Below are 18129 nucleotides of genomic sequence, written 5' to 3' on the forward strand. Positions count from 1 at the left end.
GCAGGTGAGCCATCTGTTTGTGTGCACAGGCGAGGTCTCAGGGGATCTGCAGGCCAGCCATCTCATTCGCGAACTGCTGCGCCAACGCCCGCACTTGCGCATCACCGCGGTCGGGGGAGAGGAGATGGCTGCTGCCGGAGCCCGGCTGCTGCACCGCACCACCGAGATCAGCTCCATCGGCATCCTGGAAGCTCTCCCCTTCGTCGGCCCTGCCCTCTGGACAGAGTGGAAAATTCGCCGCTTTTTGGCCCAAGACCCGCCGGATGTGGCTGTGCTGGTGGACTACATCGGCGTCAACAGCCGCATTGCCCCTCTGCTGCAGCGGCGGCAGATCCCCGCCGTGTACTACATTGCCCCCCAGGAATGGGTCTGGTCGCCCAACAGCCGCCTTACCTACCAACTGGCCCAGCAGATGCGGCTGATGCTGGCGATTTTCCCTGAGGAAGCCCGCTACTACGCCGCAGCAGGAGCCCACGTGCAGTATGTGGGCCATCCCCTGTTGGATATTCTGGCCGCTGTACCCAGCCGTGCTCAAGCCAGAGCCCAGTTGGGGATCCCGGCTGAAGCCACGGTGGTGGTGGTGGTGCCGGCTTCGCGGCGGCAAGAGCTGCGCTCGGTTTTGCCTGTTCTGCTCCAGGCAGCTCAGTTGTTGAAAGCTCACCTGCCCCAGGCGCAGTTTTGGGTGCCCTTGGCCTCGCCCCGTTTTGCCGCCCCGATTGCCCGGGCTGCCCGCCGTCTTGGGCTCAACCTCACCCTTTTGGATCCCCAAGCCCTGCCCTTCTTCTCGCCCCACAAAGCCCATCACCTTGCTTTGGCAGCGGCTGACTTGGTGCTGGCCAAGTCCGGCACGGTGAACTTGGAGACGGCCATCTTGGGGATCCCACAGGTGGTGATCTACCGCCTCAACCCGCTCACCTTTTGGCTGGCCCGCCACTGGCTGAAGGTGTCGGTGCCCTTTATGTCTCCCCCCAACTTGGTGCTGATGCGCCCCATTGTGCCGGAATTGTTACAGGAGCAGGCCCAGCCGGAGCAGATCGCCCAACTGGCGCTGGAGCTGCTGACCCGGAAGCAAGCCCAACTGCAAGCCGACTATGCCGCGATGCGGGCGGCCCTGGGAGAACCCGGCGTTCTCGCCCGCGCCGCCAAGGCCATCCTAGAGGTGTTGGATGGCAAGTAACTCCGGCAACTCAGCACCGGGGAACGGCCAGGGCTGCTGTTGGAGCTCTTTAACAGGCCTATCCCAGGGATCGCTTGCCCTGGCGGTTTTGATGGACTAGGCTGAAGTCAGGGTAGGGATCGGTTTGTGCGCAAAAAGCCTAAGTGCTTCGCAGGCCAGCGGCCAACTTTGTGGAGTGAATGTTGTGCAATCCCCAGTTGTTCTCAATTCCGAACGCCCATTGCCAAATGTTTCGCCGACGGTACTGTTGGCGGACGATGACCCATTCATACGAAAGTACTTGGCTCTTTTGTTGAGCCATGAGGGCTATTGGGTGGCGGAGGCCGAAGACGGTGAGCAAGCCTTGCAGCTTTTTGCTCAAACTCAACCCCAGATAGCCCTCCTGGATGCCCTCATGCCCGGCTTAGACGGGTTTGAGTGTTGCCGCCAACTACGGGCTTTGGATGCGGATCTGCCCTGCTTGATGATCACCTCACTCGAGGATCAAGATTCCATCGACAAAGCCTTTGCTGCCGGAGCCAGCGACTACGTGACCAAACCCGTTTACTGGCCCGTGATGCGTCAGCGCATCCGCTACCTGCTCAAAGGCCGTCAGACACTGGTAAACCTGCGCCAACAGGCGGCCCGCGAACAAGCTCTGAACCGGGTTGTGCGGGCCATTCGCGCTGCTTTGCAGTTGGATCAGATCTTTGCTGTGGCCACCCGTGAGATTTGTCATCTGCTGGAGGCGGATCGGGTGAGCATCAGCATCTATCGGCCTCAGCAACAGCATTGGCGCATCATCTCCGAGTACTCCACTCAGCCGAATCACTATTTGGGCTGTCTCATTCCCGATGCCGAAAGCCCCATTGCCCAACAGTTGAAGCAAGGGAAGGTAGTGTTGCTGGAAGCAGCCGACCAGGCTGAAGGTTGGGCCTACATTGCTTCTATGGCCAAAGCCTATCCCGGCAGTTGGCTGTTGGTACCCCTCTACGGCGGCGAAAGCCCCGCATTTGGCCCGGCCCACCTCACCCTGTGGGGCAGCTTGTGTCTGCAACTGAAAACAACGCGCCCCGGCTGGTTAGCCAGCAGTCAGGATCTGATCTTGGCCTTGGCCGATCACCTCTCCATCGCCATTCAGCAGGCAGAACTGTTCCAACAGATCCAGGAGCTCAACCGCACCCTGGAAGAAAAGGTACAAGACCGCACTGCCCAACTGGATCGGCAGGTGCAGGAATTGCAGTGGCTGGATCACCTAAAAAATGATTTCCTCAGCACGGTGTCCCACGAGCTGCGCACCCCTCTTGCCAACATGAAAATGGCCATCCGCCTGCTCAGCGCTGTCCTGCTGCCTGACCAGGGTGCTGCCAAATCCCCGGATCCGGCCAAGATCTCTCAGTACTTGAAAGTGTTGGACAACGAATGTGAGCGGGAGATCAAACTGGTCGAGGATCTGCTGGAACTGCAGCGGTTGGAGGTGCTCAAAGGACTCCGTCCTGCTAACGCGAACGGCTCACAGCAGCCCTGCTGGTTGGCGTTGCAAGCGTGGTTGCCCCCAATCGCGGAGCCCTTCGCTCAAGATGCCTACCGCCGCCATCAGCACTTCAGCCTTGGGATCCCTCCCGAACTGCCCGCCATTTCTACCCTGCCGGAGGTGCTCAAGTCGGTGCTGGCCGAATTGCTGAGCAATGCTTGTAAATTTACCCCTGCCGAGCACCAGATCAGCCTACAGGTCACCAACCATTCCGATCACCTAGAAATCCAGATCCTCAACACCGGCGTCACCATTCCCCCAGAAGAACAAAAGCGAGTCTTTGAGAAGTTCTATCGGGTGCCCAGCGCAGATCCCTGGCGACAAGGGGGGACGGGGCTGGGGCTGGCCCTTGTGCAACAGCAGGTGCACCTGCTGCAAGGAAGCATTCACCTCAGCAGCGAGGCAAATCGCACCTACTTTACCTTGCGGCTGCCTCTGGTTCTCTCTGCCCTTGACCAAGACAAGCCGGCTCAGCCTAGGGTGTAGGTGTTGGGGTGGCCGGCTTGGATTCTTGCAAAACTTCTTGCAAGCGCACGCGAACCCGCTGGTTGAGGGCAGGATTTTCGTTCGCTAAGGTCATCAATTCGCGGTATTGCAGCACCGTCAGCCCTTGCTGCTCGACAATGCGGCTGGCTTTGGTTTCCGTGCGCTGCATAATTTGCTCATATTCCTCTTCGTTCTGGGTTTCCCGCAGTTGGGCGCTGGCTTCTCGAATCAGGGGATCCAACTCCAACAAAATCCGCACCAACTGTTCCACCTGAGCATCGGTGACTTGCTCTGGGGTCAGAGTCGGAGATGCCAGAGGGCTGGGAGTTGCGGGGGTCTCAGTCGGAGAAGCAGTCGCAGCAGGACTGGGCAGCGGGGTTGCTCCCTGTGCCCAAACCGGCAGGGATCCCAAGCTGAGTCCCAGACCCACCAGCAATGCGAATTTCATCATGCCCAAAACTCCCTAGACCTAGACGAGGTTTACCCGAGCCTTTGAGGTGCAGCTAAAGCTAGGCTAGCAAGATGCCTGTGTTCCGTCTGATCGCTTCAGCGCAGTCCTGGAAACCCAGCAAACTCATCAAGCTTCTTTGCCGGTCACTTGGATCGGGATCCAATCCCTACGGTACCAGAACCTCTCACCCCTTGGCTGGGCACTCAGGACAGACCCGCGAGAGGGCTATATGGATCTGCTGTGGATCTCTTGTAGAAACAAGAAGTTAGCTGTACAGTCTTAGTACACTGCCCGAGAGCAGACCCTTCCTCTTCTCGGTCGAGCAGTTCCAAACTGGCAAAGTCGGCAACTGACTCAGCACTTCAACCCAAAAGAGGTTGATTTGAAACTGAGTTTAGGTATATATTCTGTTGAGCACCGTTTCTGCTAATGTTAAGCTGGAGCTCAGATTTGATGAGAGTCTCCTGCGTTGGCAGCTGATTTTCTCTACAGTTGCCAGAGGCAGTGGATTCGCTTCAAGATTAAGCCTAGCAACCACTCAACTTGTCAGCTCTCTTCGCAGGCAGTTTTTGGGGATTTTCACTCAGAGGACGCTTCCCCATGGGAGTTTGGGGCTGGTGTTCGAGTTGCCCTCCCGCCGAGCAAAAGGAAGTTGCTGGTTCATGGTTTATTGTTCTTGTAAAGAAGAATAACAAAAATGGGTAAAAGTTATTGATTTTCTTAAGCAGTGCTGATATATTCCCTTTGCGGTTGTTCGGTGATCCCTCTACAGGAGGCTTACATTGGTTAGGAGAAGAAAGCGTAAGAGCCGCCGTCGTCTGGAAGGGCGCAAGATTTTAGATCATATCCCTCAATTTAATTTGGACAGTGGTGAGGAGAAGTCTGTAACTGCTGCTCGCAGATATATTCAGGAAAATTCTATTCAGCCGCCTGCGCTGATTTTGGTACGGCGCAATGAGCATACGATTGATCGGTTTTTTTGGGCGGAGAAGGGGTTATTTGGTGCGCAATATGTCGAGGAGAACCACTTCCTTTTTCCCAGCCTGCGGGCTTTGCTAGCGGAAGTTGCGGCTGAGAAGCCGGAGAAAAAATCCTCGAAGGCTCTTGCAACTGCCGCCCGCTAGTTCCTGGCTGCTTTTCCCCACAGCAGGCAGTTGGGAGACTTTGAATGGCGTGGAGCTCCGGATGCCTCATGGCCCAAGTTCGACCTGCTGGTGGCAGCGGGAGGGTCACGCGCTACCCTACAAGGGATCCCGTCGGAGATGCCGGATGAGCCGACTGCCTCAAACCACCGCCCATGTGCAGATTACCCGCCGCTCTTGGCAGGAGGGTGCCATCGAAGGGGAAGTCAACGCCAACGGTTGGGTTTGGCGCTTCTGCTGGTGCTTTCGGGCCGGGGAGCTGAAGGTGGAACCTTCTGTGGGGCGGGCTTTGATTTGTGAGCCCTTGAGCCGTTTTCTGGAAAAATCGGACTATCTGCTGGAACCCGGCAGCAACTACTCGTTTGTGATTCGCAGTAGCCTGTAGGTTTTCCCGAGAAGGACTCCCTCCTGCTACGGCAACGGGAGGGAGCTTCTGCCCAGCAGCAGCGATCGCCGCCGGCCAGGGCACCTGCTAGAGTAACCGGCAATTCAGGGATCCCTGAGAAGAAATGGGAGGGCTGGCCAGGATGGAGGTGGAGACAAGCGTCCTGAGGCGGATGTTGGGTATCTACGGCAGCCCCAAGATGGGCACTTTGCTGCTGCTGGGGTTTTCGTCGGGTTTGCCGCTGCTGTTGATCAACTCCACCCTCAATGCCTGGCTGACCCAAGCGGGCTTGACCACCATTGCCATCGGCTTGTTTAACCTGCTCAATTTGCCCTACTCGTTCAAGTTTCTCTGGTCGCCTATTCTGGATCGGTTTCTGTTGCCGGCACCGGGATCCCTGCGGGGCAGTCGGCGGCGGGGGTGGATGGCCCTGACCCAGGTGCTGTTGCTGCTCAGCATCGGGCTGCTGGGTTTTCAAGATCCCACCCAAACCTGGCTAGAAACCTTGGGCTGGGAGGAGCTGGCCCAGACTTGGCCGGGCATCACGGTTTTCACCCGCCCGATCTTTCTGGTGGGGTTCCTGGTGGCTTTTTTGAGCGCCTCTCAGGACATCGCGGTGGACGCCTACCGCACCGACATTTTGGCAGAGCGGGAGATGGGGGCAGGGGTAGCCATTTTCGTATTTGGCTATCGCATCGCGCTGCTGGTCAGCAGTGGTGTGAGTTTGATCTTGGCGGACTACTTGCCCTGGTGGCAGGTGTACGGGATCATGGCGCTGCTAATGTCGATTGGGGTGGTTACCTCATTTTTGGCCCCCGAGCCGGAAAACAGTGCCCTCAAACCTACCTCGCTGCGGGCGGCCATTATCGAGCCGTTTCAATCTTTTTGGCGGCACCGCTTGGCCTGGGCGATCCTGCTGTTCGTGGTCTGCTTCAAGTTGCCGGATAGCTTGGCGGGGCAAATGACCCCCACGTTTTTGTTGCAGACGGGGTTCAGCACCAGCGATCTGGGCATCATCCGCAGTTGGATAGGCTTGTTGGCCACCTTGGTGGGGGCTTTTGTGGGGGGAGAGTGGGTCAGCCGCGCCGGCACCTACCGCTGTCTGTTCATCTTCGCGGCCCTGCAGGGGATCGGCAATTTGGGCCTGGGAGCCATTGGGTTGGTGGGGCAAAACTATCCGCTGCTGGTGGGGGCAACCCTTTTCGACAACATGGCCGGGGGCATGGGCACGGCTGCTTTCCTGGCTTTTTTGATGAGCCTCTGCGATCGGCAATTTAGCGCCACCCAGTACGCTCTGCTCACCAGCGTGTTTGCCGTGGGAGGAACCTTGGCCGGGGCCATGTCGGGCTATTTGGCGGCTGCGGTCAATTGGCCGCTGTTCTATTTGATTACAGCGATGACAGCCGCTCCGGCGATGGTGCTCTTGCTGTGGCTCGGCCCACCTGAGGAGTTAGGGATGGACGTAACAAACCACTGATGGCCGCCTACAGCGCAGCCCCGATTTTGGCGGCCAGGTCCACCAGCCGCGCGGCATAGCCGTACTCGTTGTCGTACCAGGAGAGCACCTTCACCGTGCGATCTCCCAGGGTCAGGGTGGATTCCAAGTCCACAATCGAGGAGTGAGGATCCCCAACGATATCCGCCGATACGATCTGCGGTGGGGCAATGGCCAGGATGCCGCGCATCGGGCCTTCTGCCGCCTCGACAAACGCTTGATTGACTGCTTCTTTGGTGATGGGCTGCTCGGTGCGCACCACAAAGTCCACGATCGAGCCGGTCAGGGTGGGCACCCGCAGCGCCAGCCCGTCCATCTTTCCTCTCAGGGCAGGCAAAACCTCGGCAACTGCCGTGGCCGCCCCGGTTGTGGAAGGCACAATCGACACCGCCGCCGAGCGGCCCCGCCGGTAGTCCTTGGGATCCGGACGATCCACGATGGCCTGGGTGGCGGTATAGGCGTGGCAGGTGGTGAGAAAGCCTGTCTCGATGCCAAAGCGATCCAGCAAGACCTTAGCCAACGGCGCCAGACAGTTGGTGGTACAGGAGGCGTTGGAGACGATGTGGTGCCGCTGCGGGTCGTACTGGTCGTCGTTGACCCCCATCACCACCGTCAGGTCGGGGCCTTTGGCGGGAGCAGAGATGATCACTTTTTTGGCGCCGGCCTCCAGGTGTTTGGCGGCCCCATCTCGTTTGGTGAATAAGCCGGTGGATTCCACCACCAGGTCAACCCCCAGATCCTTCCAAGGCAGTTGGGCCGGATCCCGTTCTGCCAAAACCCGGACTTTGTGGCTGCCGATTTGCAAGTGGCCATCCACGGCGCTGACGGTCTGGGGCAGGCGCCCATAGGCCGAGTCGAACTGAAGCAGATAGGCCAGGTTTTCCGGCTCGGTCAGATCGTTGACGGCTACCACCTCCAGCTCCCGGTCGGGGGACGGAGTCCTTTCCGGCTGAGACAGCAGCACCCGCAAGAAAGCCCGCCCAATGCGACCAAATCCGTTGATGGCTACCCGTGTGGTCATCGCAGTCCTCCGGTGTCAGTTCCTTATGATGGGTTGATGGATGCGGCAAGGGGAAGGCTGACCTCCCAAAGATAGGGTAAAAGAAGAACGGGATCCCTGCTGCTTTTGCACCCCAGATCTCCAGATTTGCGCTGGAGACTTGCGATTAGATTAACCCAAGAAGTTGCCGGCAGAGGAAATCCGGATGAAGGTATTGCTGACCAACGATGACGGCATCGAGGCGGCGGGGCTGGCCCAGCTCAAGCTGGCCCTCGGCTCCCTTGTTGCAGAAGAACACTGTTGGATTGTGGCCCCCCACCAGGAGCTTTCCGGCTGCAGCCACCAGGTGACGACGCGACGACCGTTTCGGGCCTCTGCCCGCGGCGAGCGCACCTTTGCCGTTGAGGGATCCCCTGCCGACTGTGTGCGGGTGGCCCTATTCAAACTGGCTCCATCCGTAGATTGGGTGCTTTCCGGCATTAACGAGGGGGGAAACCTGGGAACGGATGTGTACTTGTCCGGCACGGTGGCAGCGGTGCGGGAAGCGGCGCTGCGTGGGATCCCGGGGATCGCCATTTCCCAATACCGAGCAGGGGGCAAACCCATCGACTGGGAACAGGCGCGGCGCTGGACCTGTGCCATTTTGGCGGAGCTGATGGAACAACCCCTGCCCAGCGGAGCGTTTTGGAATGTCAACTTGCCCCACCTGCCACCTGGATCCCCTCTGCCGGAGCGGGTTTACTGTCCCCTCTGTACCCAACCTCTGCCCCTCGATTACGCCGTGGAGGCAGAAGACAATGGGGTAGAGTCATTGTGGTTTCGCTATCAGGGCCGCTATGCGGATCGCGCCCGCGATCCCCAAGCCGATACCGACATCTGCTTCTCCGGTCGGGTGGCCATCACTCAAGTGCAACTGGTCTCAGGAGTTTCCGCCTGAGGGGGCAAGGTTGCGGGCAATGGTTCTCAGCCGTTGTAGCCGCAGCGCCGTCAGGATATCGCTGGGATCCAACTTGAGAACCTGTTCCAGAGCATCCGCCAGGTGTTGAGCCGCCTCTTGGCGGCTGTAGCCGCGAAACTGGGCGCGGCGCAGGGCAAATTCATCGGCATCGAAATGGGCGCTCTCCCGGTTCAGGTTTTGCCAGATCTGCTGAATCGAGAGGGCTGTGATGCCACCCGCCAAGAGAGCGGAAAAAGGGTGCTGCAAAGAGAGCTCCGCCACAGTGGTGATGCCCCCCAGCAAAGCCAGCGACTGGTAAAATCCCGGCTGCAGCCAGTTGCGATTGCCCAGCCAACCCACCTCGCGCAGAAACAACAGATCCCGCTGGGGACGTGGGATCTGTTGCCAACGGCGAAAATCGATGGCGATCGTGCCCTGGGGCTGCCAAGGGGCCTTGCGGCGGGAGACCAGCAGGGCTTCACCCCCGAAGTTGGGCACGACGCTGACCAAGGGTCGGAAGGAGGCGGGAAGCAGATCCCGCAGTCGTTCGGTCTCTTCCTTTTCAAAGGGTTTGAAGTCTGGGCGGCTGGTCATGGCCTCACCTGCTGGGAGCACTGGGGTGGAGAGCCCGCCTGAAACCCAGGCCCTGCTGCGGCCCCAAACACCACAGCCCTGTGCAGAACCGGTGCGCAGCTAGTTTACCTTATCTCCGGGCCGACCGTGAACGCTCTGCAGCCTGATCCAGGTTGCGTAGACTGGGAAGGAAAGACTATCTTCCTTCATCCTCAGCCCATGACCTTCTCAGCCCAGCCGGAACCCCAAGTGCAGGGCAAGGGGCAGAGCGTTGTCAGCCCTCTCTACACCTATGCCTTCTTCCCGCAGCCGGATCCGCAGCTTTTGTCCTTCATCCGGCAAACCGAGGGGATCCATCAGCCGGTACAGGTGTTTGCCCCGGTGGGGAGCCGAATTGCCGCCGCTGTGGAGCCGATGCGGGATCCAGAGGCGTTGCAAGCTTCGGATGAGGTGCTGGTGCGTTCTGCCCTGCGCCACGATCAGGTGCTCTGCCGGCTGTTTGCCCAGATGCCGCTGCTGCCCCTGCGCTTTGGCACCTGCTTTCTCTCGGCAGAAAAGCTGGGATCCCATCTGCTGGCGCGGCAGGCAGAGTACGAACAGGTCCTCGCGGCCATTGGGGGAAGGGCCGAGTACTGTCTGAAGGGAAGGATTCGGCCTCAGCCCCAGCCGGAGCCGCAGCCATCTCTGAGCGGGACGGCCTATCTGTTGGCCCGCAAGCAAGCCTATTTGCAGCAACAGCAAGCCCAAGCGCAGCAAGAGCAGGAGCTGGCGGCCCTGCAGCAACTTTGGCCCTCTACTTGGCCTGTGCAAAAGGGGGATCCCCAGCCGGGCGAACGCTTGCGGCTTTACATTTTGCTCACCCCTGCCGAACGGGAAACGGCGGCCCAGCTTACCCAAACCTGGCTGGCGCAGCACCCCGATTGGCAACTGGACTGGAGCCCCCCTTTGCCCCCCTATCACTTTGTGGGTGCCATAGGGGACAGATGCTAGACTCCGACTCCTGGGTGATCGGCACCGTTTATCGTAGTAGTGGTGAGGGGAGTTTTCTGGTTCAAGGTCGGCAGCAGGCAAGAGGAGCGGTTGTGGTCTATCGAGTTGGGCTATTGGGGCTGGGCACGGTCGGCACGGGTGTTGTGCAAATGCTGCAGCAACCGCAGCACCCTCTCCTACAGGCGGTCGAGATTGCGGCAGTGGGGGTGCGCTCCCTGGATAAGCCGCGGCAAGTGCGGATCCCACCTGAGCGCTTGACCACCAATCTGGAGCAGATCGTCTCGGATCCGGAAATCGATGCGGTGATCGAGCTGATGGGGGGCCTGGAGCCGGCCCGCAGCCTGATCCTGAAGGCCATTGACCACGGCAAGCCGGTGATCACGGCCAACAAAGCGGTGATTGCCCGCCATGGGGAAGAGATCTTTCAAGCTGCCGCCCAGGCCGGGGTGGCGGTGCTGCTGGAAGCGGCGGTGGGCGGCGGGATCCCCATTGTGCAGGCTTTGCAACACTCCCTGCGGGCCAGCCGCATCCAGGCGGTCTGGGGCATCGTCAACGGCACCACCAATTTCATCCTCAGCCAGATGGCCCAGCAGGGCAGCTCCTTTGCCGAGGCGCTGGCCCAGGCCCAGGCCCGCGGCTACGCGGAAGCGGATCCCAGCGCCGATGTGGAAGGGTGGGATGCCGCCGACAAAATCGCCATTCTGGCCGGCCTCGCCTTTGGGGTGGCGGTGCCGCGGGAAGCCATCCCCTGCGAAGGGATCCGCAACATCAGCTCCACCGACATCCGCTATGCCCGCGAGTGGGGCTACACCTTCAAGCTCCTGGCCATCGCCCAAAGGGCCGCCGCCCAGGGATCTGAGACGGCCTTGGATGTGCGCGTCCACCCTACTCTGCTGCCGGTTACCCACCCGCTGGCCAACGTCCACGGCGTGGACAACGCCGTCTGGGTGCAGGGGGATCCCCTGGGGCAGGTGGTGCTCGCCGGCCCAGGGGCGGGACAGGGGCCGACCGCCAGCGCCGTGGTTGGGGATTTGCTCACCCTCCGGGCCCACCTGCAAACCGGGGCCTATCTGCCCAATCCTCTATGGGGGTTCTTCGGCAGGGCTGCCGCTTTGCTCCCGCTGGCGGAATTGGAGTCGGAGTTTTACGTGCGGGTGTTGGCCCAGGATCAGCCGGGGGTGATGGGGGCGATCGGCACCTGCTTTGGCCGCCACCGGGTTAGCCTGGAGAGCATTACCCAAAAAGAGTGTCACCAGGAGCAGGCGGAGATCGTCATCCTCACCCACACCGTCCGCGAGGCCGATTGTCGGCAGGCGCTGGCCGAGATCCAACAGCTTCCCCAGGTGGCCGCGATCCCCAGCCTGTTTCGCGTGCTGCGTTGATTGCTTTCAGGAAACCCATAGGAACCGCGATGATGGACAGCTTGGAAGCGGCAGTCAATCCCTCAACTGAGCCTCTGACCCACTTGTGGGAACGGGCTGAGGTGGTGGTCATTGGAGCGGGCATCAGCGGCCTGACCCTGGCGCTACGCCTGCGGCAGGGCCGCTCCGCTCAGTCGGTGCTCTTGGCCGAGGCCAGCCCTCGTGTCGGCGGCTGCATCTCCACCCAATCCAAAAACGGCTACCGCTGGGAAGAAGGCCCCAACAGCTTTACCCCCGTCCCCCCTCTGCTCAACCTCATTGCCGAGGTGGGCCTGGCCGAGCAACTGGTGCTGGCGGATGCTAAGTTGCCCCGCTACATCTACTGGGAGAAAGAGCTGCTGCCGGTGCCCCTCAGCCCTTCTGCAGCCATTGGCTCGCGGCTGTTGAGCGTGGGCGGCAAGCTGCGGGCTTTGCAGGGGTTGTTGGGGTTTGTCCCGCCGCCGCCAGGGCGCGAGGAAACGGTGCGGCAATTCTTCCGGCGACAACTGGGATCCGAGGTGGCAGAACGCTTGGTGGAACCTTTCACCTCAGGGGTGTATGCGGGGGATCCGGATCAGCTCAGCGCCTTGGCCGCCTTTCCCCGCGTGGCCGGCTTGGAAGAGCGCTACGGCAGCCTTTTTGCCGGCGCGCTGCAGGCTTTGCGCCACAGACCCCAGCCCTCTCCTGTGGCCATCCAGCCCCCACCCCAACGTGGCCAACTGGGCAACCTGCGCCAAGGGCTGCAGCAGTTGCCGGAAGCGATAGCCCAAAAGCTGGGGGACAGCCTGCGGCTGGGCTGGCGGGCTGTGCAGCTCAAGCGGGATGAGATGGGCTATTGGGTGGGCTTTAAGACCGCCGAGGGATCCCGCTGGGTGGTTGCCCGGCAGGTGGTGCTGGCTCTTCCCGCGCCTGAAGCTGCCTCGCTGTTGCAGGAGCTCAACCCCCCAGCCAGCCGGCTCTTGGCCGGGATCCCCTATCCGCCGGTGGCGGTGGTGGCTTTGGCCTATCCCCAAGAGGCTCTGCCGCAGCCGTTGCGGGGGTTTGGCCATTTGATCCCGCGCTCCCAGGGTTTGCGCACCCTGGGCACCATCTGGGCCTCCTGCCTTTTCCCAGAGCGGTCTCCCCAGGGCTATCACTGCTTCCTCAGCTTCATCGGCGGGGCCACCGACCCGCTCATTGCAGCACTTTCCCCTGAAGAGCGAGCGCAGATTGTGCACGCAGAGCTGAGCCAGATCCTGCTCACCCGACCTGTCGAGCCCATCCGCCTGGGAGAGCGCCTGTGGCCCCGGGCTATCCCACAATACACGCTTGGCCATCGGCAGCGGATGGCCCAGTTGCAAGCTTACCTGGCGTCCCAAACCCCAGGTGTGTGGGTGTGCGCCAACTACCTGGATGGCGTGGCGTTGGGAGATTGTGTGCGTCGGGCCGAGGCGCTGGCGCAACAGCTTTTGTTGCAAGCGTTCTGAATCCACATCAAATCCGTTCGCATCGGCGGGACGGGATCCGCAAGCAATGTCCCCACATTCCTACACCACGCTGCTGCTTGTCCCCACCGGCATCGGTGCCCGCATAGGTGGCTTTGCCGGGGATGCCCTGCCCATTGCCCGCGTCTTGGCCGCGGCAGCGGAGCGGGTCATCACTCACCCCAATGTCTTAAACGGGGCCAGTTTGTATTGGCCGATGGGGAATGTGCTCTACGTCGAAGGGTACGGCCTGGATCGATTTTGTGCCGGGGTGTGGAACTTGAGGCCGGTGCGCCAAAACCGCGTCGGGGTAGTGCTGGATGCCGGCATTCCGGAAGATCTGCAACAGCGCCACCTGCACGTGCTGCAGGCTGCCCAGGCCACCTTAGGGCTTAACATCGGCCCCTGGCGCTTGACCGGCCGACCCCTGGGTGTTTCCGTCTGCTCTTCCCCTTCCGGGGCCAGCCAGGGATCCCTGGCCCAGCCTGATGCTCTGTTGGAGACTGCCCAAGAGCTGGTCCGCCTGGGAGCAGAGGCCATTGCCGTGGTGGCCTGCTTCCCCGACCAGCTCGACTTCAGCCAGTACCAGCAGGGGAGGGGGGTGGATCCCTTGGCTGGGGCAGAGGCCATCCTCAGCCACCTGGTGGTGCGAGAGCTGGGGATCCCTTGTGCCCACGCCCCCGCCTTCTACCCCGATCCAGACCCTAAGCCGGTTCACCCCCGCGCTGCCGCCGAAGAGGTGGGGTTTACCTTTTTGCCCTCGGTTTTGGTGGGCCTTAGCTACGCTCCCCAATTCGTCAAAACTCCCCAGCCGGGCGACCTGACGGCAGAGCAGGTAGATAGCGTCATCGCCCCGGCCACCGCCTTTGGCGGGCCTGGATTGCTGCACCTGGCCAGCCGTCCCCGCCCGCCGCTGTTTATTGCCGTCGAGGAAAACACCACCGTGATGCAGGTGCACCCCCGCCAGTTGGGGATCCCTTGTGTATCGGTAGCTTCCTATCTGGAGGCCGTTGGTGTGGTGGTGGCCCACCGAGCAGGTGTGGCCTGGTCGTCGCTCCAGCTTTCCCCCTCCACCCCGGAAAAGCTGATCAGCTCCGCACTTGAGCATGACAGGCCCTAAGCCCCATAGCCCGCGGGCAACTTGAGTGTCTCCCGCAGGACAACATCTGCAGTGTTTTGAGAATGGCGCGGCAGCCGGGACGTCAAGTCTATGGACATTTCAAACAGTTATAGTCATTGCAAATAGCAATGAAACGATTCGTTACGTCGTTATTGCTCCGCAACGCTGTCGCGAACGCGCCGCTCTAACTCCCCTCTCCCTGAGGGAGAGGGGCTGGGGGTGAGGGATATCCCCCAGGGAGAGGGGCTGGGGGTGAGGGATCCCTCAGGGAGAGGGGCTGGGGGTGAGGGACAACCGAGAAAGCTACCGCGAGCAGATGGGAGCCGGCAGAGGGTCCCCTTGGTTGAGGCCGGCAAACCACTTGGACAAGGCAGCCGGCAGGCAGAGGCCGGCGTTTCCCTCGATCTGCAACCGCTCCAGCCGGGGCAGTTCCGCCAAAAAGGTCGGCAGTTCTCCCGTGAGTTGGTTGCGTGCCAAGCGCAGATCCCGTAACTGGGTCAGTTGTGCCAGCTCGGGGGGCAGGGATCCGCTGAGGCGATTGTCCGACAAGTAGAGGTTTTCCAGGTTGCGCAGTTGCCCCAGTTGGGGGGGAAGGGGGCCGGAGAGTTGATTGCCATCCAAAAACAGGCCTCTGAGGGAGCTCATCTGGCCCAGTTGGTCGGGAATGGAGCCGCTGAGGCGGTTGTTTTGCAGGATGAGGTTTTCCAGGCGGATCAGCCGGCCCAGTTGGGGGGGAATAGACCCAGAGAGCTGGTTGTGATCCAAAAACAGGCCGCGCAGGTTCTGCAACTGCCCCAGCTCGGGTGGGATGGAGCCGGAAAGTTCGTTGTAATCGAGAAACAGGTTTTCCAACTGGCTCAGTTGCCCCAGCTCGGGCGGGATGGGGCCGGAAAGTTGGTTGAGGCTGAGGGACAAGGCTCGCAACCGGCGAAATCGGCCTATTTCGGGAGGGAGGGATCCCCTCAACCCTTGGCGATCCAATACCAGTTGGACAAGACACTGATCCGAATCAAAAAGAGCCACCTCCTCCACCACCGCGTCCGGGCGGCCCAGAGCTGCCAAGATCTGCCGCAGCAAGATGGGATCCTGACAAAGAGGAGCAGACCAGACCCCCATCCCCCAGCTCAGCCAAACCCAGATTGCCAGTAGACTCAGCGCCCACCCTTTCTGCTGCTGCATCCTCGCTCTCCCAAGGACTTTTGCCAGGGTAGCACTCAGAGGCAGAGTTTTTGCCCGGAACCTGTTATGGATTCTGCCCGTTCACGGAGTGGGCCGTAGGCTTTAGAGCGCGAACAGCTACACTGAAAAGCCGATGACCTCTTCTTCTACAAACCCCTATGGCCAGGATCAACGACCACTTCCTCAAGCTCAAGGCCGGCTATCTCTTTCCCGAGATCGCCCGGCGGGTACAGGCCTTTGCTGCCGCCCATCCGGAAGCCCAAATTATCAAGATGGGCATTGGCGATGTTACCGAGCCGCTGCCGGAGGCCTGCCGGACGGCCATGATCCGGGCCGTGGAGGAAATGGGGGAGCGGGCTACCTTCCGCGGCTACGGCCCAGAACAGGGCTACGAGTGGCTGCGCCAGGCCATTGCCCGGCACGATTTTCAGTCTCGCGGCTGCGACATCGACGCTTCTGAGATCTTCATCTCCGACGGCTCCAAGTGCGACTGCGGCAACATCCTGGATATCCTCGGTCACGACAACACCATTGCCATCACGGATCCCGTCTATCCGGTTTACGTCGACACCAATGTGATGGCGGGCCATACGGGGCCGGCCAACGAGCGGGGCGAATACGAGGGCCTGGTCTATCTGCCGCTGACGGCGGAAAACCACTTCACCGCCAGCCTGCCCGAGCAAAAAGTCGATGTCATCTACCTCTGCTTTCCCAACAACCCCACCGGCGCAGTAGCAACCCGGGAGCATCTGCAGGCCTGGGTGGACTATGCCCGCGCCCACAACTCGCTCATCCTCTTCGATGCCGCCTACGAGGCCTACATTACGGAGCCTGGGATCCCCCACTCCATCTACGAGATCCCGGGGGCAAGGGAATGCGCCATCGAGTTCCGCTCCTTTTCCAAGACAGCCGGCTTTACCGGCACCCGCTGCGCCTTTACAGTGGTGCCCAAGTCGCTGCGGGGCCAAGCTGCCGATGGCTCCTGGGTGGATCTCTGGAGCCTGTGGTATCGCCGCCAGTCCACCAAGTTCAACGGCGTGGCCTACATCGTGCAGCGGGGGGCAGAAGCCGTCTATTCTGAGGCAGGGCAGGCCCAGGTGCGGGCTTTGGTGCAGTTTTACCTGGAGAATGCCCGCATCATCCGCGAGCAGTTGGCCAAAGCCGGGATCCAGGCCTACGGCGGCGTCAACGCTCCCTACGTCTGGGTAAAGGCGCCCACTGGGCTGAGCAGTTGGGAGTTTTTCGACAAGCTGCTGCACACCTGCCATGTGGTGGGGACTCCCGGCTCTGGCTTTGGCAGCGCCGGCGAGGGCTACTTGCGCCTGTCGGCTTTTAACAGCCGCGCCAACGTGGAAGAAGCCATGCGCCGCATTGTCGGCGTGTTTGGGAGCTGAGCGGCTAGGGCTGTTCAAATCCCAGCCAACTGGGTGGTGCCAGATTCTATCCCTGACTTATCTCACCTCCGACCCTTTTGGCGGAGGAAGAGGGGAGCCATAGCCATTTCAATTGAGACTGGGACAACGCACTTCCACTCAAGTTCTCGACTCTTCTCCCTCACCCCCAGCCCCTCTCCCAGGGGGAGAGGGGAGAGACCAGACCCTATCTCTGGAAGCGCTCGGCGACTTCCTCTCTACCAGACTTGCACCGGCACTTTCAAGTTGGGATCTCATCTTGAACATGGACAACCTGCTGGGTTTGGGCGGATCGCTCGGCGGCCTCGGCCACGGCGAGGGCATGGAGCATGTTCTCGGTGTTAATGTAGAGAGCTCTGCCCTGGCGCAGGTGATCCAACACCATGCGGGTGTCTTGTTCGAACAGGCCGTGGCGGGATCCCGTCTCCAAGGGGTGGGCACTGCCGGCGCGCAACAGCATCGCCTCTTCGCCGTTGATCAGCAGGCCCCCCCGCTGGCCGTGGAACTCCAGTAGCCGCTGCGAGCACCACAGAGAGTCTCCCTTGCCATAGGTCAACACTGCCAGCAACCCATTGGCAAAACTCAGTTGGGCTGTGCAGTAGCAACTGCTGTAGCGCTGGGGCAAATCCGGCCCGTCGTAGCGCAGTTGACAGCTCACCCGCTCCACCTTGCCCAGCAAGTCCACCAAGCGGTGAATGCGGGAGACAGCCCCCATGAGGGGGAAGCCAAACAGTTCAGGCCAGTAGGTCCAGCGGTCGGGGGCGGGGTGGGTGGCGGTGAGGGTGATGTAGCGGACGGCAAACAACTTGCCCAGCCCTTCCAGCTCCCGCCTCAGCAACAGGTGGATGCCGCTGAGGAGCTCGATGTGCTCCACGTGCAACAGCAACCGCCGCTCAGCTGCCAATTGCACCAGCGACCGGGCTTCGGCAAGGCTGAGGGCAAGAGGATATTCAACGACAGTGTGGATCCCTGCTTCCAGCGCAGCGCGGGCAATGGCCCCATGATCCCGATTGATGGTGCTGACAAAAACCAGATCCAGCCGCTGCTCGCGGAAGAGAGAAGACCAGTCGAAATAGGCAACAGCCCCAAACTCGGCGGCAAAAGTAGCACTCCGCTCGGGGGATCGACCGACAACAGCCACAATCTCCACTTGCCCATCTTTGCGCAAGGCCTCAGCCCGTGAGCGAGCCGCGTAGCCGGTGCCGATGATCCCCACCCGCAAGGTCTGTTCCCTCTCCTAGCCTGCCTCTGTTTGTAGCATCACATAGAAAGGATCCCTTGTACTACCTAGCCATCAGGATCTCGCTTCACCCCAGGGAAACTCCTGCTGCACCCCTTTATTTCAAGCAGCAATAAAACCTCTCGTCACATCGCTATTGCTGCGCAACGCTGTCGCGAACGCGTCT

At 60.9% G+C, this 18129-nt stretch carries 16 protein-coding genes; 11 read left to right on the top strand and 5 right to left on the bottom strand.

All coding sequences use genetic code 11. The features are described 5' to 3' along the window. Positions 1–4: 4 nt before the first annotated feature. Both lpxB and NW826_RS02880 read left to right on the top strand, forming a co-directional pair. On the top strand, positions 5–1177 hold the full coding sequence (lpxB, locus tag NW826_RS02875; RefSeq protein ID WP_414509386.1) for a lipid-A-disaccharide synthase: 1173 nt from the start codon (positions 5–7) through the stop codon (positions 1175–1177). Between the two features lie 184 nt (positions 1178–1361). Beyond that, positions 1362–3176, top strand: coding sequence for a response regulator (locus NW826_RS02880; protein WP_414509387.1), 1815 nt, complete (start codon positions 1362–1364; stop codon positions 3174–3176). Here the strand turns inward: NW826_RS02880 and NW826_RS02885 are convergent. Next, positions 3166–3627, bottom strand: coding sequence for a DUF4168 domain-containing protein (locus NW826_RS02885; protein WP_414509388.1), 462 nt, complete (start codon positions 3625–3627; stop codon positions 3166–3168). The genes NW826_RS02880 and NW826_RS02885 overlap by 11 nt on opposite strands. A gap of 782 nt (positions 3628–4409) precedes the next feature. Here NW826_RS02885 and NW826_RS02890 point away from each other — a divergent pair. The 3 genes from NW826_RS02890 to NW826_RS02900 all read left to right on the top strand — a co-directional run bounded on the left by NW826_RS02890 (position 4410) and on the right by NW826_RS02900 (position 6631). After that, the gene (locus NW826_RS02890; protein WP_414334804.1) at positions 4410–4751 is read left to right on the top strand and encodes a DUF3155 domain-containing protein; all 342 of its coding nucleotides are present in this window, start codon (positions 4410–4412) and stop codon (positions 4749–4751) included. A gap of 145 nt (positions 4752–4896) precedes the next feature. Next, a complete protein-coding gene (locus tag NW826_RS02895) occupies positions 4897–5154 on the top strand; it encodes a DUF3146 family protein (RefSeq protein WP_414334803.1) in 258 nt (85 codons plus the stop codon). A gap of 142 nt (positions 5155–5296) precedes the next feature. Further along, the gene (locus tag NW826_RS02900) at positions 5297–6631 is read left to right on the top strand and encodes an AmpG family muropeptide MFS transporter (RefSeq protein ID WP_414334802.1); all 1335 of its coding nucleotides are present in this window, start codon (positions 5297–5299) and stop codon (positions 6629–6631) included. A 7-nt stretch (positions 6632–6638) separates the two neighbouring features. On the opposite strand, the gene gap is transcribed toward NW826_RS02900, so the two are convergent. Then, positions 6639–7670, bottom strand: coding sequence for a type I glyceraldehyde-3-phosphate dehydrogenase (gene gap / locus NW826_RS02905; RefSeq protein WP_414334801.1), 1032 nt, complete (start codon positions 7668–7670; stop codon positions 6639–6641). Positions 7671–7854: 184 nt separating this feature from the next. Between gap and surE the strand changes: the two genes are divergently transcribed. After that, a complete protein-coding gene (surE, locus tag NW826_RS02910) occupies positions 7855–8586 on the top strand; it encodes a 5'/3'-nucleotidase SurE (RefSeq protein ID WP_414334800.1) in 732 nt (243 codons plus the stop codon). Here surE and NW826_RS02915 read toward each other — a convergent pair. After that, positions 8569–9180 carry a DUF3318 domain-containing protein gene (locus tag NW826_RS02915; protein WP_414334799.1) on the bottom strand — a complete coding sequence of 204 codons (612 nt, stop codon included), beginning with the start codon at positions 9178–9180 and terminating at the stop codon, positions 8569–8571. The two genes, surE and NW826_RS02915, sit on opposite strands and share 18 nt — an antisense overlap. A gap of 198 nt (positions 9181–9378) precedes the next feature. Here NW826_RS02915 and NW826_RS02920 point away from each other — a divergent pair, with 198 nt between their 5' ends. The 4 genes from NW826_RS02920 to NW826_RS02935 all read left to right on the top strand — a co-directional run bounded on the left by NW826_RS02920 (position 9379) and on the right by NW826_RS02935 (position 14132). Continuing rightward, on the top strand, positions 9379–10149 hold the full coding sequence (locus NW826_RS02920; protein WP_414334798.1) for a GvpL/GvpF family gas vesicle protein: 771 nt from the start codon (positions 9379–9381) through the stop codon (positions 10147–10149). Between the two features lie 92 nt (positions 10150–10241). After that, positions 10242–11531, top strand: coding sequence for a homoserine dehydrogenase (locus tag NW826_RS02925; protein WP_414334813.1), 1290 nt, complete (start codon positions 10242–10244; stop codon positions 11529–11531). Between the two features lie 29 nt (positions 11532–11560). Next, the gene (gene hemG, locus NW826_RS02930) at positions 11561–13015 is read left to right on the top strand and encodes a protoporphyrinogen oxidase (protein WP_414509389.1); all 1455 of its coding nucleotides are present in this window, start codon (positions 11561–11563) and stop codon (positions 13013–13015) included. Between the two features lie 46 nt (positions 13016–13061). Continuing rightward, positions 13062–14132, top strand: a complete 1071-nt coding sequence (locus NW826_RS02935) for a DUF3326 domain-containing protein (protein WP_414509390.1) — start codon at positions 13062–13064, stop codon at positions 14130–14132. A gap of 303 nt (positions 14133–14435) precedes the next feature. Here NW826_RS02935 and NW826_RS02940 read toward each other — a convergent pair whose 3' ends face one another. Beyond that, positions 14436–15311 carry a leucine-rich repeat domain-containing protein gene (locus NW826_RS02940; RefSeq protein ID WP_414336084.1) on the bottom strand — a complete coding sequence of 292 codons (876 nt, stop codon included), beginning with the start codon at positions 15309–15311 and terminating at the stop codon, positions 14436–14438. A gap of 158 nt (positions 15312–15469) precedes the next feature. Between NW826_RS02940 and NW826_RS02945 the strand changes: the two genes are divergently transcribed. Then, positions 15470–16705 (top strand): LL-diaminopimelate aminotransferase, encoded by a 1236-nt coding sequence (locus tag NW826_RS02945; RefSeq protein ID WP_414509391.1) that lies wholly within the window; start codon positions 15470–15472, stop codon positions 16703–16705. Between the two features lie 259 nt (positions 16706–16964). Here NW826_RS02945 and NW826_RS02950 read toward each other — a convergent pair whose 3' ends face one another. Further along, complete coding sequence (locus tag NW826_RS02950; RefSeq protein WP_414509435.1) at positions 16965–17939, bottom strand: Gfo/Idh/MocA family protein; 975 nt, start codon at positions 17937–17939, stop codon at positions 16965–16967. Between the last annotated feature and the right edge of the window lie 190 nt (positions 17940–18129).

The sequence above is a fragment of the Synechococcus sp. OH20 genome (assembly GCF_047502685.1).
Taxonomy (GTDB): Bacteria; Cyanobacteriota; Cyanobacteriia; order Thermostichales; family Thermostichaceae; genus Thermostichus.

Bases quoted from the DNA above. Each gene is read 5' to 3' on its own strand.
- NW826_RS02935 (WP_414509390.1), top strand. From the start codon at position 13,062: ATGTCCCCACATTCCTACACCACGCTGCTGCTTGTCCCCACCGGCATC.
- surE (WP_414334800.1), top strand. From the start codon at position 7,855: ATGAAGGTATTGCTGACCAACGATGACGGCATCGAGGCGGCGGGGCTG.
- NW826_RS02920 (WP_414334798.1), top strand. From the start codon at position 9,379: ATGACCTTCTCAGCCCAGCCGGAACCCCAAGTGCAGGGCAAGGGGCAG.
- gap (WP_414334801.1), bottom strand. From the start codon at position 7,670: ATGACCACACGGGTAGCCATCAACGGATTTGGTCGCATTGGGCGGGCT.
- NW826_RS02895 (WP_414334803.1), top strand. From the start codon at position 4,897: ATGAGCCGACTGCCTCAAACCACCGCCCATGTGCAGATTACCCGCCGC.
- NW826_RS02915 (WP_414334799.1), bottom strand. From the start codon at position 9,180: ATGACCAGCCGCCCAGACTTCAAACCCTTTGAAAAGGAAGAGACCGAA.
- NW826_RS02885 (WP_414509388.1), bottom strand. From the start codon at position 3,627: ATGATGAAATTCGCATTGCTGGTGGGTCTGGGACTCAGCTTGGGATCC.
- NW826_RS02940 (WP_414336084.1), bottom strand. From the start codon at position 15,311: ATGCAGCAGCAGAAAGGGTGGGCGCTGAGTCTACTGGCAATCTGGGTT.
- NW826_RS02900 (WP_414334802.1), top strand. From the start codon at position 5,297: ATGGAGGTGGAGACAAGCGTCCTGAGGCGGATGTTGGGTATCTACGGC.
- NW826_RS02945 (WP_414509391.1), top strand. From the start codon at position 15,470: ATGGCCAGGATCAACGACCACTTCCTCAAGCTCAAGGCCGGCTATCTC.
- hemG (WP_414509389.1), top strand. From the start codon at position 11,561: ATGATGGACAGCTTGGAAGCGGCAGTCAATCCCTCAACTGAGCCTCTG.